The organism is Streptomyces sp. NBC_00464, from assembly GCF_036013915.1.
Classification (GTDB): domain Bacteria; phylum Actinomycetota; class Actinomycetes; order Streptomycetales; family Streptomycetaceae; genus Streptomyces.
In genome coordinates, this window is sequence record NZ_CP107899.1 from 3,123,964 (window position 1) to 3,138,810 (window position 14,847).

At 69.9% G+C, this 14,847-nt stretch carries 19 protein-coding genes; 10 read left to right on the top strand and 9 right to left on the bottom strand.

Annotation, left to right across the window (positions count from 1 at the left end; all coding sequences use genetic code 11):
* Positions 1 to 5 precede the first annotated feature (5 nt).
* From OG912_RS13775 to OG912_RS13785, 3 genes are all read right to left on the bottom strand, one after another.
* Positions 6 to 224, bottom strand: a complete 219-nt coding sequence (locus tag OG912_RS13775; RefSeq protein ID WP_327709577.1) for a hypothetical protein — start codon at positions 222 to 224, stop codon at positions 6 to 8.
* Positions 224 to 874, bottom strand: coding sequence for a DUF6338 family protein (locus OG912_RS13780; RefSeq protein ID WP_327709578.1), 651 nt, complete (start codon positions 872 to 874; stop codon positions 224 to 226). Before OG912_RS13780 ends, OG912_RS13775 begins: the two co-directional genes overlap by 1 nt.
* A 138-nt stretch (positions 875 to 1,012) precedes the next feature.
* Positions 1,013 to 2,014 carry a WD40 repeat domain-containing protein gene (locus tag OG912_RS13785; RefSeq protein ID WP_327709579.1) on the bottom strand — a complete coding sequence of 334 codons (1,002 nt, stop codon included), beginning with the start codon at positions 2,012 to 2,014 and terminating at the stop codon, positions 1,013 to 1,015.
* Between the two features lie 58 nt (positions 2,015 to 2,072).
* Between OG912_RS13785 and OG912_RS13790 the strand changes: the two genes are divergently transcribed.
* The gene (locus OG912_RS13790; protein ID WP_327709580.1) at positions 2,073 to 2,828 is read left to right on the top strand and encodes a GDSL-type esterase/lipase family protein; all 756 of its coding nucleotides are present in this window, start codon (positions 2,073 to 2,075) and stop codon (positions 2,826 to 2,828) included.
* Here the strand turns inward: OG912_RS13790 and OG912_RS13795 are convergent.
* From OG912_RS13795 to OG912_RS13810, 4 genes are all read right to left on the bottom strand, one after another.
* A complete protein-coding gene (locus OG912_RS13795) occupies positions 2,764 to 3,357 on the bottom strand; it encodes a helix-turn-helix domain-containing protein (protein ID WP_327713425.1) in 594 nt (197 codons plus the stop codon). The genes OG912_RS13790 and OG912_RS13795 overlap by 65 nt on opposite strands.
* Before the next feature lie 68 nt (positions 3,358 to 3,425).
* The gene (locus tag OG912_RS13800; protein ID WP_327709581.1) at positions 3,426 to 4,085 is read right to left on the bottom strand and encodes a TetR/AcrR family transcriptional regulator; all 660 of its coding nucleotides are present in this window, start codon (positions 4,083 to 4,085) and stop codon (positions 3,426 to 3,428) included.
* 93 nt (positions 4,086 to 4,178) lie between these two features.
* Complete coding sequence (locus OG912_RS13805; RefSeq protein WP_327709582.1) at positions 4,179 to 5,183, bottom strand: hypothetical protein; 1,005 nt, start codon at positions 5,181 to 5,183, stop codon at positions 4,179 to 4,181.
* A gap of 109 nt (positions 5,184 to 5,292) precedes the next feature.
* Entirely contained in the window at positions 5,293 to 5,718 is a 426-nt protein-coding gene (locus OG912_RS13810; RefSeq protein ID WP_327709583.1) for a hypothetical protein, read from the bottom strand.
* Between the two features lie 81 nt (positions 5,719 to 5,799).
* On the opposite strand from OG912_RS13810, the gene OG912_RS13815 reads away from it, so the two are divergent.
* From OG912_RS13815 to OG912_RS13845, 7 genes are all read left to right on the top strand, one after another.
* Positions 5,800 to 6,612, top strand: coding sequence for a helix-turn-helix domain-containing protein (locus tag OG912_RS13815; RefSeq protein WP_443060968.1), 813 nt, complete (start codon positions 5,800 to 5,802; stop codon positions 6,610 to 6,612).
* Positions 6,609 to 6,848 (top strand): DUF397 domain-containing protein, encoded by a 240-nt coding sequence (locus OG912_RS13820; protein WP_327709584.1) that lies wholly within the window; start codon positions 6,609 to 6,611, stop codon positions 6,846 to 6,848. The genes OG912_RS13815 and OG912_RS13820 overlap by 4 nt, the downstream gene beginning before the upstream one ends.
* 4 nt (positions 6,849 to 6,852) lie before the next feature.
* Complete coding sequence (locus OG912_RS13825; RefSeq protein ID WP_327709585.1) at positions 6,853 to 7,473, top strand: hypothetical protein; 621 nt, start codon at positions 6,853 to 6,855, stop codon at positions 7,471 to 7,473.
* 95 nt (positions 7,474 to 7,568) lie between these two features.
* A complete protein-coding gene (locus tag OG912_RS13830; protein WP_327709586.1) occupies positions 7,569 to 8,837 on the top strand; it encodes a DUF6357 family protein in 1,269 nt (422 codons plus the stop codon).
* A gap of 129 nt (positions 8,838 to 8,966) precedes the next feature.
* Positions 8,967 to 9,440, top strand: a complete 474-nt coding sequence (locus OG912_RS13835) for a hypothetical protein (protein WP_327709587.1) — start codon at positions 8,967 to 8,969, stop codon at positions 9,438 to 9,440.
* A 219-nt stretch (positions 9,441 to 9,659) separates the two neighbouring features.
* The gene (locus tag OG912_RS13840; protein WP_327709588.1) at positions 9,660 to 10,400 is read left to right on the top strand and encodes an alpha/beta hydrolase; all 741 of its coding nucleotides are present in this window, start codon (positions 9,660 to 9,662) and stop codon (positions 10,398 to 10,400) included.
* A 160-nt stretch (positions 10,401 to 10,560) separates the two neighbouring features.
* Positions 10,561 to 11,130, top strand: coding sequence for a hypothetical protein (locus OG912_RS13845; protein WP_327709589.1), 570 nt, complete (start codon positions 10,561 to 10,563; stop codon positions 11,128 to 11,130).
* Between the two features lie 190 nt (positions 11,131 to 11,320).
* Here the strand turns inward: OG912_RS13845 and OG912_RS13850 are convergent, their stop codons facing one another.
* The gene (locus OG912_RS13850) at positions 11,321 to 12,334 is read right to left on the bottom strand and encodes a DUF3533 domain-containing protein (protein WP_443061088.1); all 1,014 of its coding nucleotides are present in this window, start codon (positions 12,332 to 12,334) and stop codon (positions 11,321 to 11,323) included.
* 421 nt (positions 12,335 to 12,755) lie between these two features.
* On the opposite strand from OG912_RS13850, the gene OG912_RS13855 reads away from it, so the two are divergent.
* Positions 12,756 to 13,304, top strand: coding sequence for a DUF1062 domain-containing protein (locus OG912_RS13855; RefSeq protein ID WP_327709591.1), 549 nt, complete (start codon positions 12,756 to 12,758; stop codon positions 13,302 to 13,304).
* A 123-nt stretch (positions 13,305 to 13,427) separates the two neighbouring features.
* Here the strand turns inward: OG912_RS13855 and OG912_RS13860 are convergent, their stop codons facing one another.
* A complete protein-coding gene (locus tag OG912_RS13860) occupies positions 13,428 to 13,793 on the bottom strand; it encodes a hypothetical protein (RefSeq protein ID WP_327709592.1) in 366 nt (121 codons plus the stop codon).
* A 102-nt stretch (positions 13,794 to 13,895) separates the two neighbouring features.
* Here OG912_RS13860 and sigJ point away from each other — a divergent pair, with 102 nt between their 5' ends.
* The gene (gene sigJ / locus OG912_RS13865) at positions 13,896 to 14,810 is read left to right on the top strand and encodes an RNA polymerase sigma factor SigJ (RefSeq protein ID WP_327709593.1); all 915 of its coding nucleotides are present in this window, start codon (positions 13,896 to 13,898) and stop codon (positions 14,808 to 14,810) included.
* Positions 14,811 to 14,847: the final 37 nt, after the last annotated feature.

Genomic DNA, 14,847 nt, shown 5'->3' on the forward strand with positions numbered 1-14,847 from the left:
ACCGCTCAGGGCGCCTCCGGCTCCGAGAGTCCCTGGAGGGGCGGTGCGGCTTCCCCCATCGCCGAGCCCGAAGGCCCCTGCGGCACCTCGTCCGGCTCGGCCATGCCGTCGGCGGGCCGATAGGTCTTACGGAACGAGAACTCCACGACCAGGGACGCCAGTTCGGCGTCACCGCCCGTCTCCTCATCGGCGGCGTCGCCGCCGCCCGTCTTCTCATCACTCATCATCCGCCACCCTCTCCGGCCGCCCCCGCGGACGGCGCGAGCAGCACCTCCAGCACTTCTATGTCACTCGCCCGCACATACACACCCGCGGTGCCGGGCACCTTCCCGAGGAAACCGCCGTCGGGCCCCACACGGTACTGAGCCTGCAGATAGAGATCCCCGCTCTGCGGATACGCGGAGACGGCCGACCGCGATCCCAGCCAACCCCCCACCCACAGACCGCTCTTGAGGCGTACGCGCACGAAGCACGACCCCCGGTCACGGAAGAGGGCGTCCCAGGCGGTCGGCGTCGGCTCGTACTGCGCCCGCGCGTGCCGCCTGCGCCACACCGCCTCCGCCCAGGCCAGTGCGGACGGCACGGCGACGATCAGGAGCAGCGCGGCGAATCCCGCCTCGCGGGGCCGCCGCAGCACCCCGGCGAGTGGCCCCTCCCCGTCCCCGGCCAGCAGCCGCACCAGCCACGGCCCCGCGACCACCGCGTAGAGGGTGTCGAGCAGGGCCCCCGCGGCAATGGCGCGCACGAGACGGTTCTGCGGCTCCTGCTCGGTGGCGAGGGGACCGCGCAGCCGTTCCCGTACGGCCTGGTAGAAGACGCCGGGCAGCACGAGGATCAGCAGGATGGTCAGCTGCTGCACTGTTCCCGGAACCATCGCGGTACCGCACCCCCGTGCTCTGTTCCGTGCCTCGGCCGTATCCCTGCCGCCTCAGGATGACGCAGGGAGAAGGCCCGCGTCCCGGCCTGAGGAAAACCGGCGCCGTCCGAGAGCTCCGACCGGGTACCCGACCGCTCACCTCTTCCGGCGTCGCGTGCTCACGAACAGCACCAGCGCCAACGAGGCGAGAACGATGCCGCCGGTCAGCGTGGTGCCCTTCACCGGCACACCGTCCTCGCCCGTTCCGCTGCCCGCGCCGGCGGACGCGGGCGACGTGCCGCCCGCCCGCGCGGGCTCGTCGCCCTCCCCCTCCTTCAGGTCCACCCGCACCACATCGCTCTGCGCCCCCTCGGAGCCGTACATCAGCGCCGAACCGTCCGCCGTGTACGTCACCGACTCGGCCTGCCCGAGCAGCGGGGACTCGACCGGGTAGTCCTTGCCGAGCCGCCCGTTCGCGAAGGGGTAGCCACGGGCGCTGAAGTACGAGCGCAGCACCAGCTCCTTGCCGTCCGGCGAGAACGCCCCGTCCGTCACCCACGGCACCTCCCCGACCCGCCGGAACACGTTGTCCCCGCCGGTCGTGAGCTTCGCGGGGCCTTCGTACAGCCCGCCGCCGTCCTCGTTCTTCGACGCGATGTACACGCGGCCGGTCTTCGGGTGGACCATGAGCGCCTCCGCGTTGCGCGGCCCGTCGGCGTACTTCACGTCGAACTGCGTGGCCCGGACCGTCGCGTCCCGGAGCTCCTTCGGCTCGGGGAAGCGGTAGATCCAGACGTGGTCCCAGCTGCCGTTCAGGTTGTCGCCGATGTCACCGACGTACAGATTCCCGTCGGGACCCATCGAGATCGCCTCGACGTCCCGGGGCGCTCCGACCCCCTTCATGGTGATGCGCGCGACGGTTTTCCCGGTGCGGGAGTCGACGGCGAAGACGTACGGCCCGTCGTCGCTGTCGTTGTGCGTCCAGTAGATCCCCGGGTGGGCGCGGCTGGCGGCGAGGCCGCTGGACTCGGTGATCCGCGGGTCCTCGATCGTGAAGCTCCGGTCGGCATCCCCGTCATCGGCAAGGGCAGGCCCTGCCACGGCGAGGGAAAGCAGCACGGCGGCGGCGCCGAAGGCAGTCAGTCGATACGAACGCATGGCACAAGTGTCCATCGTCACGTCGCAGGCCGGAGCCATGATCGGCCATGATGGCGCCATGCGTTTCATGTGCGTCGGCGATTCCATGACCATCGGACGCGCCGGTGACTTCACATGGCGCTACCGCATGTGGCAGCACCTCGAAGCGGCCTTCGACGGCCCGTACGCCCTAGTCGGCCCGCGCACCGAGCTGTACGACACCGACACGGGGACACCCGTCTCGACCGCGTACGCCGCCCCCGGCTTCCCCGCCGAGGCCCGCCGCCACCTGGCCGGCTGGGGCGAGGGCTGGCTCCACATGGCCCCGGTGATCGCGGACACGGTCGCCGAGCACCGGGCGGACGTCCTGCTCGTCTCCCTCGGCCTGATAGACCTCGGCTTCTACACGGACAGCGAGCAGACCGCGCTGAACGCCCGCACCTTCCTCACCGCCGCCCGCACGGCGAACCCGCACATCAGATGCGTGCTGCTCCCCGTCATACCGAACATCCGGGCGGAGTCCGACGCCCCCTTCGCCGCCGAGTGCGCCCGCTTCAACGAGCTCCTCGCCAAGACGGTCGCCGACCTCGACACCGCGACGTCCCCGCTCCTCCTGGCCTCGCACCCGCCGGGCTACGACATCCACACGGACACGTACGACGGCACCCACCCGGGCCCGTCCGGCGAACACCGCCTCGCGGCGGCCTACGCCGACGCGATGCACCAGGCGTGGGGGGTGGGCGGGGCGTATCGCGCCGCGCAGGCCCCCCTCATCCCTTCCCCGTCGGCTTCGCCCGTACGTGCATCCGCTCCCCCTGCGGTCCGAACAGGCTGAGGAACTCCACCGGCTCCGGCCCGGCGGCGCCCCACCAGTGCGGGGTGTGCGTGTCGAACTCGGCCACCTCCCCCGCCGTCAGCACCAGGTCGTGATCCCCGAGCACGAGCCGCAGCCGCCCCGAGAGCACGTACAGCCACTCGTAGCCCTCGTGCACCCGCTGCTCCACCGGCCCCTCCATGCCCGTCGCACCGGGCATGACCTGCTTGTACGCGTTCACCCCGCTGAGGTGCCGGGTCAGCGGCACGAACGTCATGCCGTGGCGCTTGAAGGGCCGGAAGGTGACGCGCGGGTCCCCGGTCTCCGGGGCGCCCACCAGCTCGTCCAGCTGCACCCCGTACGCCTTCGCCAGCGGAAGCAGCAGCTCCAGAGTCGGCTTGCGGCCACCCGACTCCAGCCGGGACAGCGTGCTCAGCGAGATCCCCGTCGTCTCGCTCAGCTGCGCCAGCGTCGTCCCCCGCTCGGTCCGCAGCGCGCGCAGCCGAGGCCCGACCCCCGTCAGGACGGACGACAGTTCGTCGTCCCCCATCGCGCCGCCCTCTGCTCCCGCCTTGTCTTCTGCCATACCTCCATTTGCCGACCCGGCAAGCGGTGTTGTCAACCGGAGGCGGCCGAAGACCCGCCCACCGGCCCGATCATGGCCATGGACAGTCGGGTGAACTCGCTGGTCAGCCAGGCGGGCGGCACCTGGCGCGGGCGGCGGCCATGGTGCGCGAGGAGCTCGTCGACGGAACGGGTCAGCACCTTCACCACCACGGCGAGGTTGCCGTCGACACAGTGGCCGCGCCCCCGCGCGCGCTCGGCCTCCTGGGTCAGGAACTCCACCCACACCGACCGCCACCTCGTGAGGTGCTCGTCCATCTCCCGGCTCACCCCGAGCACCTCGACGAACGCCACCCTCGCCTCCCGCGGGTCCCGCGTGACGGCCTTCACATAAGCGTCGAAGAGCCTGCGGACCCGTTCCTCGGTCGGACAGGTCTCCATCCCCTCGGCGGACAACTCCACCTCGGACGCCCGCATGCCCCGCGTCGCCACCTCGTCGTACAGATCGACGAGCAGGGCCTCGCGCGACTCGAACTCACGGTGGAAGTGAGGCACTTCCACCTGCGCCGAGGCGCACAGATCCTCCACGGAGGTACGGGCATAGCCGTACACGGCGAACAAGGTCCGCCCGGCCGTCATGAGTTGCGCCCGCACCCACACAGGGTCCCGCGCCGCCCGCGATCCGCTCCACAGTTCCATCACGGCATCCGTCATCGGTCCTCCTCGGTCCGTCCAGGCCCCCGCGCCCACTTTGCTCGCTCCACCGCGCGGACGGTGCTACCGCCACACGGTGAACAGCCGTACGCCTCAATCGGCGGCGTTCGCATCCGCCGCCTGCAACGCCGCGACCCGCTCCCGCCAGGGCAACGACTCGCGCACCTCGAAGTCGTCGTCCAGGGGCGGCGGATCCCACCTGACCGTGTGCGCCTCCCAGGCGGCCTGCTGCGTACACGGCCGGCACACGGTCTCGGTCCCCCTGGGCCGGAAGACGTGCTCAGCACCCCCCTCCTGCGCCTCGCACGCGATGAACTCCCTGACGGCGGCAGGGACGGGAGCGGGCTCCTCCACGCGTACCGGCGACGGCATCATGGTTTCGAGCCGCTTGCCCAGGAACCCGAACGGATACCTCACTCCATCCTTGGGCAGCCCCCTGGTGAGCGCGAGCCGCAGCCCGGCAACATCGACCCCGCGCCGCAGCCATTCGGCGGCCGTCCCGGCCAGCCCCCGGGCCTCACGGGCCCCGAGGCGCAGCTGGTCGTCGACGCGTTTGAGAGAGAGCAACACGCGCTCGGCCTGGATGACTTGCGGGTCCGTGGGTTCGGGCTCCACGGCTTCGTCCGCAGGCTTCGGCTCTTCGGTGGGTGGGTGGGAGGAGTTCTTCTCCTGTTCTTCACCCTTGGGTAGGTAACCACCGACGGACCGAGTACTCGGATGACCGACCGTCGGATAGTGCTCACTCGGTCCCACCTGCAGTGATCCAGCTCTTTTGTCATGGATGCGCCGAGCCTCGTGGTCCGTGAGCGAAACATTGGACAGGAGCTGATCGGTCACCCAGAGCCCGCCGCCGTCCTGGCGCCGCCACTCGTGGACGAACCCGTTCTCCTTGAGCTGCCCCTTGGCCTTCTGGTAGGCGCGCCCTTTCAGACCGAGCCTCTTGGCGTGCTCACCGAGGGGCTTGTCGGCCCACTTCTCGGGGAGGCCCTGCACGTAGGCGATCAGGATCTTCGCGTCGCTGTTGAGTTTCGGATGACGGACGACATCGTGCGACGCCTTCACGTACCCGTAGGACGGCGAGATAGCATGACAAAGCATTCTCGGTGGACCTCTGTCTCCATCGTGGGGTGAAGGCCCTCGGATTGGTGTTGGTAGCACCGCCGGGGGCCGCCCCATGCGCTGAAGCGCACGGAGCGTAATGACGCGATCACCGTACCGCAGGAATCTCGCCGTCGACCACCTCTCGCAGCAGCTCGAACAGCAGTTCCGCATCCACGAACGGGACTTGGGGTGTGGGAAGAGAACGCCAGTCCAGCGGGTACGTCAGCCCGTGCACGGCAGGCACCCCGACGAAGGCCGCCCCCTCCCGAACCAACGCCTCGGCCCCGACAGGCCATCGGTACGCACGGGCGCTCCCGGGCGGCAGCAGGAAGTACATGCTCCGCTCGCCGATCCGCGAGCGGACGATGGGCCCGGCCTGGAAGTCCGTGAACTGCATGACCTCGTATGCCACTTGCTCGCCCAGGATGCCGATGATCCGTACGGCGTCGAAGTGGATCCCGGCGTGGCGGAGGGCGTGGCCTGTCGCGGGGATCCAGGAGGGCATCAGGTCCGGTGAACTTTTCTGATCCATACGGAAAGCGTCGGCACTCGCACGTACCGTGACCAGGGACACAAGGCGTCTGTGCACTGTTGTGCACTTGGGGGTCAGGCTGTGCACACCAGTAATAACGGGGGCGGCAACGCCGAGATGTTCGGGGAGTTGCTGCGCTTCTTCCGCCTGCGCGCCGGCCTTTCTCAGGAGGCATTGGGGTTGAAGATCGGATTCTCCAAGTCGCAGGTGGCGATGGTGGAGCGAGGGGCCCGGCCGCCGAAGGGGGATTTCGTCGCGCGCGCGGACGACGTTCTTGGTGCACAAGGTGCACTTATGGCAGCTGCGCGGAAGCTGGACACCACCCACCTGGCCTCCTGGTTTGCAGAGTTCGCCGAGGAGGAAGCGAAGGCTGCGGCCCTCCACACGTACGAGACCCATGTGATGCCGGGGCTACTCCAGACGGAGGCGTACGCACACGCGGTCTTCGCGAGCCGCCACCCCGCGTACGACGACGAGGACATCGCAGGGAAGGTAGCCGCCCGGCTGGGCAGGCAGAGCCTTCTGGTCAGGAAGCCGCTGCCGGACATCACCTTCGTCGTGGAACTAATCACCCTCAGCCGCCCAATCGGTGGGCAGGCCGTGCAGAGGGAGCAGTTGCAACACGTACTCGAAGTCGCGCAGCTACGACACGTACAGATCCAGGTGATGCCACCGGAACGAGTGAGCCATGCCGGACTGGACGGCCCCTTCGTCCTGCTGGAGACAGAGCAGCGGCGCCAACTCGCTTACATCGAAGGTCAGGGCGGCAGCTTCTTCGTCGACAAACAACCTGACCTGGCCAACCTGTTCGGCAAGTATGGGACTCTGCGAGCGCAGGCTCTCAGCCCGGAAGAGTCGCTGGAACTGATCGAACAGGTGGCACAGAAAATATGAGCACCGGTCTCCGCTGGTCCAAGAGCACTTACAGCGGCAACGACAGTGGCAACTGCATCGAGGTTGCCGTGACGTGGACCAAATCCAGCCACAGCGGTAGCGAGGGCGGCAACTGCGTACAGGTGGCCACCTGCCCCCACGCCATCCACGTCCGCGACTCCAAGGACCTCACCGTCCCCGCGCTCACCCTCTCCCCCGCCGCCTGGGCGGCCTTCCTCAAGCACACGGTGGTATAGCTCGATGACGACCTGGTTCGACGAACTGCCCGAGGTCATCACCCGGGCCGACTTCGGCGCCCTGGTGGGACGCCCGCCGCGCAGCATCGAGCTGCTGGCGTACAGAGGCCTGGTCGCAGATCCCGCGTTCCGCAATCGCAACAAGCTCGTGTGGAACGAAGAGGCCGCGACCGGCTGGTTCCGCTCCCTGCACAACCACGCGGTGATCGTGCCGGCGAACGAGCAGGCCATGCTGGACCTCGCCACGCACCGCGCGTACATCTGCCCGCTCGACAGCAAACACGTGGCCCTCGCCCGCCCCCGGATGCTCGTGATGTACCAACGGGGCGGCAGCGGCACGGTCTTCGGGGTCGACGCGGTGGAGACCCTCAACCAGGAGATCGACGGAACCCGCAGCCCGAGCGCGCAGACGCGGCAGATCCTGCGTGACGGGGAGCCCCTGGACGGGGTCCCGTTCCCGGGCCGATGGACCGTGTTCCACCTCAGGGAGGCCGGCACGATCGGCCGGATCACACCGGCGATCCAGCAGGGCCGCTACCTGCGGGTGGACGACGTCCTGGACGCGATGACGTCCGACCACCTCGCGGTGCCCACGCTCGACGAGGCGTTCCCTTCCCGGAAGTAGGCCCGAACCGTGGTCTCGTCTGCCGTGCCCGCTGGTTCGGCGAACCAAGGGCGGCCGGCTCTCGCCGGTCTCGTCCGATGGTGAAGACTGAGCCCATGAGAGACGTCGTTTTCACCCGCCGGAGCGGCTGGATACCGAACGTGGTCCGCGAGGACGGCGAGCTGAAGCTGATGCTCGGCGCCGGGGCCGACGCCAACCACGACCCCCGCACGTTCACGTTCTCGATCGGGGAAGCCCATCTTGCGGTGATCCGGGAGGACCTGGCCCGCCACCTGCTGCTGTGGAGCGCGGTCCTTCCGCTGTGCGACGCGGCCGGAACCCGGGGCCCGCTCGACGAGGACGCCGCCGTCGCGCTCCTGGACCCGATCCTCCTTGCCGCGCCGGCGGACGTCGACGCGACCTTCCGACGGATCCAGTGGGCCAAGGGCCCGCTCATCTCCCACGGAGCCGACATCAAACTGCTGGAGCGCGGCCAGGTCTGCGCGGCGATGCGATCGGCGACGGAGACGTCGGACGCGAAGCGAACGCAGACGTACGACGCGGACCGCCGTCGCGCCGAGCGCGGGCAGGTACTCGGTCCGCTCGACACCGCGCTTCTGATGTACACGGGCCAGTACCTGCACGGCGCGACGATTCCGAAGCGGCTGCCCGATGCCGTCGACCCCGCGCTGCTGCCCGAGGTCATGCGGGTGATCGCCACCGCGGAGCAGGCGTGCGCCGGCATGCGGATCGGCCGCGACCCGCGACGGGGAAAGCGCGGCACGGACAAACGCGACTGGAAGCGGATGGAGGCGACGGTCGACGCGGCCGTGCGCCGGGCGCACCCCGAGCTCGTCGACGACGCGGTACGGACGGTGAGCTTCCTGATGTGCTCGGAGGCCGTCGACCGCACCAGGAGCACGCCCATGGACGATGACGAGGAGACGGCCGGCGACAGCGCCACGTCCGGCGAGAGCGCGAGGAAGACGAGCCTGTTGTTCACCGACGACAAGGACGGCGAGAAGAGGTGGCTCCGGAGCCACCCCCGCACCGCCACCGCGGAGTTCTGGGAGTTCGTCGCCGACCGCTACGGCTCGGGAAACCAGGTGTTCACCATCGAGGACGAGGAGGTGGGCGAGGGGCTCCAGTTCCATTTCTACGCGGACTCGCTCGCCCGGATCACGACAGCGCGCAAGGGCGAGAACGGGGCGGATCCGGAGTACCGGGTCGAGTACAGCCTGGTCGACGGGATGAGCGGATACCGGAAGGTGCTGGGCGCCTTCGTCCGGGGCGGCTGCGCCGCGCTCGACGAGCACGGCTCCTGGATGTCGGACGCCGCCGATCTCGAACGCGCGCGCCGACGACGCGACGCCGCCGCCGAGTAGCGCCGCCACCGTCACGTACCGCGCCCGTACGACATGTGCTCAGCGGGCCTCGTACCGGTCCTGCGCGTCGAGCAGCTGCGCTACGTAGCATGTGCATGACCATGCACGCGACCTTGGAGGCGGTCCGCGATGACCGGTGAGATCTGGGCACCCGTTCTGTCGCTCGCCGGTGTCCTGCTCGGCGGCGGTCTGACCGCCTTTGCCCAGCGTGCGACGCAGCGGTCCGCCGAGCGCACCGAGCGGCACAGGCTGGCGGCGGCCACGGCGGAGAGCCGTCGGGCGGAACAGCTCGCGGTGCTCAAGGAGTTCGTCGCGCGAGCGCAGCAGGCCGAACAGGTCGCGTACAGCCGTCCTGAGCCGTGGGGTGACGACGAGCAAGGCTGGATGACCGGCGCCAAGCCCGTCATGACCGCACTGTGGACCGCATCGGGCAATGTGATGCTGATGTGCGACCAGCGGCTGCACGAGCCCGTTCGCGCATACGGGCACGCGCTCAACCAGGCGGTGTGGCGGGAGATCGGCGATACCGAGGTGAACGAGCACCTTGAGACGCACAAGGCCGCGTTCATGGCCGCAGCGCACAGCAGTCTGGCTTCCGGTTGACGGGACCGGTCGGGCCGGCCGGGCCGGCCACCGGAGAGCCTCCGCGAAAACCCGTTGGCCTCCCATCGCTGCCGCTGCTAGCCTCCCGGAGGCCGTGCGAGAGAACGAGGAGGTGGTACCCGTGAACGCAGTATCGACATGGGTGCTCCCCTCTGGAGTCATGGTCGGGCGATAGGTCGTCCGGGAGCGCCTTCAGCAGCACTCCCGAAAGGCACGACCATGCAGTTCACCTCTGAACAACGCTTCGACGACGGCGTCCTCGAACGCGAATTCACCCTCGGCGAGATCCCCGGCATCCTGTGGACGCCCGCGTCCGCGTCCGCATCCGCTCCGGTGCCGCTGATCCTGCTCGGCCACCCTCCCCTCGGGCTGCGCAGGATGCACCCCCGGCTGTTGGGCCGGGCCCGGCAGGCTGCGGCGGATGGCTTCGCCGCAGCGACCATCGAGCTTCCGGGAAGCGGGGACCGGCCCCGTATGCCCGCCGTCGAGCAGGCCCGCGCCGACATGCGCCGGGCGATGGAGGCCGGTGAGCCGGTCAGCGACGAGATCGTCGACGCCCTCGTCCTCCCGCTGGTCGACGCGGCGGTCCCGGAGTGGCAGGCCGCCCTGGACGCCCTCCTCGCGATGCCCGAGATCGACGGCCCGGTCGGGTACTCGGGGGGCGTGATGTCGATCGGTGTCCGGCTGACGGTGGTCGAGCCGCGCATCGTGGCCGCCTGTCTGTTCGCCGGTAGTTTCGTGCCCCGCGCCATGTTCGAGGAGGCCCGCCGGATCACCGTTCCGCTGCACGTCCTGCTCCAGTGGGACGACGAGGGGAACGACCGGCAGACGGCCCTGGACCTGTTCGACGCCTTCGGCTCCGAGGAGAAGACGCTGAACGCCAATATGGGCGGTCACACCGGCGTCCCGCAGTTCGCCGGGGACGCCGCGGGTCAGTTCTTCGCCCGGCACCTGAGGTGAGACCGGGCCGGCGGGAGGCGGGCCGACAGCTCCTCCCGCCGGCCCGCCTCCCGCCGGGCCTCACGCCTCAGGCCTCAGGGGCTTCTCAGGGCCATACCTCCGGGCGGCGTCGGGGATCGTCCCGATAGCCCGCGCGCCGCCCGTCCGCGACCGTGGTCGTATGACCGAGACAACGCGCTCAACTCGACTGTTCGCACTCCTCGTTCCGCTGTTCCTGCTCCTCTACGGCGTGTTCCGCCTCATCGACGGCAGGGACGGCGACCACGGTCCCGGACTTGCCTGGAACATCGGCCACACCTTCTTCTTCGCCGCCTTCCTCCTGCTCGGCGCCCTTGTCGTGGAGCTGCGCACCCTGGTCCCCGTCCATACGGCTCGAAGAGCGGCGGTGGCCGGTGCGGCCATGGTCGCCGGGGTGTTCGGCGCCGGGTGCTTCCTCTGGGTGATCCTCGGCGACCTGTTCCCCCGCTTCGACGACGCCGCCCCGCTGCCCGAGCCGCTGGAGATCGCGGGGCCCCTGGCCTTCCAGCTCGGGCTCCTGACCCTGCTGGTCATGCTGGTCGCGTCCCGGCCCGCGCGGCTCCCCGTGTGGAGCCCCGTGCTGGTCCTGGCCGCGTTCGTCGTCATCGCGGTCAACCTCGACCTGCTCCCGCTCGCCGCCGTCCTCCTCATGGCGGGCCTCGCGCCCCTGGTCCGTACCCGCAGCCTCCGCGCACCCGCGAGCGCTTCCTGATGCCTCGGCCGTACCGAGGTGAACGCCCGCCTTGAGATGCCCGGGGCCCCGTTCATGGCCGCAGCGCGCAGCAGTCCGGATTCCGGGTGAAGGGACGGCCCCGATCGGCGGGAGGACCCGGACTCGGTGCACACGGCGGCATGGCCGGGGCGAATGTCACCCGAGCCATGTCCGCCGCGCTCGTCCACCGTCAGGCCGTGGTTTCGGCGGGCTCGGCGCGTGCGGGCCGCCGCCGACCGTGCAGGGCGGCGGACAGGATGGCTACGGCGAGTCCCGCGAAGGCCCACGCACCAAGGATCCACAGGGCGGCGGTGGTGGCGTTCCCGTCGAAGTAGACGGTGTTGCGCACCACGGTCGTGCCGGCCCCGGGAGGGAGAGCCTGTCCGATCGCGCGCCAGAACGGCGGCAGCAACGACGCCGGGTACACCCCGCCCGAGCTGGGGTTGCCGAGAATGGTGAAGATGAGAATGGTCAGGCCCAGACCGATCGTGCCCGCCAGCGACTGGAGTGCCACACCCACGACTCCTGAGGCGAACACCACCAGTGTGCCGATGCCGACGAGCTCCCAGAAGGCGCCCGGCAGGCAGTTCAGCACGGGGCCGACGATGATCGCGCCCCCGATGCCGGAGACGAAGGCGTAGGGCACCATGGCCGCCAGCCGTACGAGGACGCGGTGGAGGGTGGGACGCTTGGAACCGGCCGCCATGTTCAGGGCCGATGCGGCGAGGTAGCCGCCGATCGTCCAGCTGAGGACCAGGTAGAAGGACGAGAGGCCCCGCGAGTCGCCCGCCGCGGGCGGCCGGATGTCACGCACGACGATCTTGCGGCCCTGCGCGGTGTCCACCACCTGCAGGACCTTCGTGGCGGCGTCCCCTGCCGACGGCCCGCCCGCCGAGGCGACGAGCAGCGCGTCGGTGCGTCCTACCGCGGCGACGACAAGGGCGGCGTCCGCCCGTCGGTCAAGGAGCCGGGCCCTGGCCTGAGCCACGTCCGCGACCGCACTGACGTGCAAGGGGTCGCCCTCCAACGCGTTGAGCCGGGCCACCAGTTCCTTCTCCACCGGCTCCGGCGCGACGACCACCATCGGGATCCGATGAGGCTTCGGCGCGTGAAAGGCGCCCATGTAGGAAAGCGCAAATCCGAGTTGGAGCAGAAGCACGCCCAGCATGATGAGCACGGCTCGCGTCGAGATCGCGTCGCGCAACTCCGCCAGGACGCCAACTCCCGGAGTTTCCGGACGACTCACTTCATGGCTCATCTGTACACCGCACTCCACCACAGTCGTCCGTTTATGGGTTCCCCCCGCAACCGCCTCATCCTCGGCCGGAGCCGCTTCCGGGCCGAAGGGCCACGCAACGCGGGCGCTTTCCATCCTCCGTTCGGCTCAATGCCACCCCGATCACCCAGGGGCACGCGATCGCCGACGTTTCGGCGGGCGAGGCGCGCAAAACCGGTGGAACAGCACGGCTGCGCGCCCCTATCGTGCTGCCGAGCCATGTCGTCCTCGGAAGGGCGTTCCGTTGTATACCGCGTGAGACCTCCCCACTGCTGATCTGTCGCACGTCGCGCCTGCGCGACGCGCTGATTTCTGCTGCGGTCTTCTCACCCGAAATCGGTGTACCTCTGTGCTCAACACCTGGTTTGTCATGCCCACTTGTCTGCCACTCGTCGTTCGCCGTTGCCACACGTGCGCGTCCGAGAGCTTCCGGGCGAACGGCAAGTTCCGCGTCAACGCGAACCACAAACTGCTCGACGCCTGGCTTCTCGCGCTCTGCACCTCATGCGGGGAGACCACCAAGCTCACGATCCTGGAGCGGACGCATGTGCGCTCCGTACGACCTGAGTTGCTGGACCGGATGCACGACAACGACCCCGGCCTGGCGGCCGAACTGCTCCAGGATCCGGTCGTGCGGCGGCGTAATCACATCGCTCTCGACTGGGACGACGCCTGGCGCCTCGACACGGGCGGAACGGATCACCTGGACCGCGAGGCGATCGACGTCGAGGTCCGCTTCGCGGCGCGGATCCCTGTCCGGCCGGCGCGGCTGATCGCCGAAGGCTGCGGTCTTTCGCGGTCCGAGGTCGAGCGACTGATCACGGAGGGGAAGCTCGTCTCGGCGGTCCGGCTGAGCGGCAAGCTCTCCGGCGACTTCACCTTCACGCTCAAGCGCTGATCCGTCCCCGGGGCCGGGGCCTGTCCGGCACGATCCGCCGGACAGGCCCGCCCGGCCTTCCTGAACCTCGCCCCCGCGGGATCTTGCGCACCGCCGCCCCCGACGCGCCCCGCCCGTACGGCTTCAGCGCCGGGCCAGTGCCAGGAGGCTCAGGCCGAACATCAGGACACCCAGCGGGAGATGGACCGACGGTACGTGCGCGATGCCGAGTACGACCTGGACCGAGGCGAGTACGAGGAAGCCGGACGCGTACCAGATCGGCCGGGGAGAGCCGCCGCCCGGCTTCCAGGCCAGGACCGCCGCGAGTACGTACAGCATCGACGCCCCGTACATGACGCGGGCTCCCGCGCTGTGCAACGTCTCCCCGTAGGACGAGGTCAGCAGCAGTCCCGCGGAGATCGCCTGGAGGAAGATGGTCAGAGTCTGCAGGGCGATCGCGATCTGAAGGAATGAGAAGCGGCGCTGAGCTGCCGTTGCCTGGGTTGCCATGCCTCGGTCCCCGTTTCCGCCCGGAGGGCAGTAGATCGATAGGGTCTTACCAGCCCGACGACGCGGGCCCGCGAAAGGTAAGGCGAGGGGGCGTTCGGGAGCATGGGGACGGCGGGGGCGGCGGGAACAGGTGCCGACGCGATAGCCGGTGAGCGGCGCCAACTGCTGAATGTGGCTTACCGGTTGCTGGGTTCACTGGCCGAGGCCGAGGACGCCGTGCAGGAGGCCTACGCGCGCTGGTACGCACTGCCCCGAAGCCGGCAGGACGAGATCGTGTCCCCGGGCGCCTGGCTGTCGACCGTGACCGGCCGCATCTGTCTGGACGTGCTCGGCTCGGCGCGGGCCCGGCGTGAACGGTATGTCGGCGCGTGGCTGCCCGAGCCGCTGCCCGACCGCACCGAGTGGCAGCACGGGCGTGGCACCGATCTCTCCGACCCGGCCGACCAGATGGTCCTGGACGAATCGGTGACCATGGCCTTCCTCGTCGTACTGGAGTCGATGACGCCCGCCGAGCGGGTGGCGTTCGTCCTGCACGACGTCTTCCGGTATCCCTTCGCCGAGATCGCCGACGTCCTCGGCCGGACCTCCGCGGCGTGCAAGCAGCTCGCGGCCTCCGCCCGTCGGCGCGTACGCGTCGCGCAGGCCCCGGTGACGGCGGCCGGGCAGGCCGACGCGGTGCGGCACGTCAAGGAGGCGTGGGAGAGCAAGAACATCGCGGCCCTCGTCGACCTCCTCGACCCGGCCGCCGTGATGACCGCCGACGGCGGCGGCCTGGTCGGCACCGCGCTGCGCCCGGTCGAGGGCGGGGCACTCATCGCCCAGTACATGGTCGCCATCGCCGACCGGGCCCCCGGGCTCGAACTCCTGGAGCGGTCGGTCAACGGGGCGCCGGGACTGGTGGCTCAGCGGGGCGGCGTCGTCATGACCGTCGCCTCGTTCGAGGTCGTCGACGGGCGCGTCAGCCGGATCTGGGTGGTCCGCAATCCGGAGAAGCTGCGGCCTTGGCTGGAGGCGTAACCGGTCCGGCCCGCCCAGGGGCCGGTGTCAGGGACCT

Bases quoted from the DNA above. Each gene is read 5' to 3' on its own strand.
- OG912_RS13820 (WP_327709584.1), top strand. From the start codon at position 6,609: ATGAGCACCGGTCTCCGCTGGTCCAAGAGCACTTACAGCGGCAACGAC.
- OG912_RS13790 (WP_327709580.1), top strand. From the start codon at position 2,073: ATGCGTTTCATGTGCGTCGGCGATTCCATGACCATCGGACGCGCCGGT.
- OG912_RS13780 (WP_327709578.1), bottom strand. From the start codon at position 874: ATGGTTCCGGGAACAGTGCAGCAGCTGACCATCCTGCTGATCCTCGTG.
- OG912_RS13800 (WP_327709581.1), bottom strand. From the start codon at position 4,085: ATGACGGATGCCGTGATGGAACTGTGGAGCGGATCGCGGGCGGCGCGG.
- OG912_RS13825 (WP_327709585.1), top strand. From the start codon at position 6,853: ATGACGACCTGGTTCGACGAACTGCCCGAGGTCATCACCCGGGCCGAC.
- OG912_RS13835 (WP_327709587.1), top strand. From the start codon at position 8,967: ATGACCGGTGAGATCTGGGCACCCGTTCTGTCGCTCGCCGGTGTCCTG.
- OG912_RS13795 (WP_327713425.1), bottom strand. From the start codon at position 3,357: ATGGGGGACGACGAACTGTCGTCCGTCCTGACGGGGGTCGGGCCTCGG.
- OG912_RS13840 (WP_327709588.1), top strand. From the start codon at position 9,660: ATGCAGTTCACCTCTGAACAACGCTTCGACGACGGCGTCCTCGAACGC.
- OG912_RS13805 (WP_327709582.1), bottom strand. From the start codon at position 5,183: ATGCTTTGTCATGCTATCTCGCCGTCCTACGGGTACGTGAAGGCGTCG.
- OG912_RS13830 (WP_327709586.1), top strand. From the start codon at position 7,569: ATGAGAGACGTCGTTTTCACCCGCCGGAGCGGCTGGATACCGAACGTG.
- OG912_RS13860 (WP_327709592.1), bottom strand. From the start codon at position 13,793: ATGGCAACCCAGGCAACGGCAGCTCAGCGCCGCTTCTCATTCCTTCAG.
- OG912_RS13785 (WP_327709579.1), bottom strand. From the start codon at position 2,014: ATGCGTTCGTATCGACTGACTGCCTTCGGCGCCGCCGCCGTGCTGCTT.
- sigJ (WP_327709593.1), top strand. From the start codon at position 13,896: ATGGGGACGGCGGGGGCGGCGGGAACAGGTGCCGACGCGATAGCCGGT.
- OG912_RS13810 (WP_327709583.1), bottom strand. From the start codon at position 5,718: ATGGATCAGAAAAGTTCACCGGACCTGATGCCCTCCTGGATCCCCGCG.
- OG912_RS13845 (WP_327709589.1), top strand. From the start codon at position 10,561: ATGACCGAGACAACGCGCTCAACTCGACTGTTCGCACTCCTCGTTCCG.
- OG912_RS13775 (WP_327709577.1), bottom strand. From the start codon at position 224: ATGAGTGATGAGAAGACGGGCGGCGGCGACGCCGCCGATGAGGAGACG.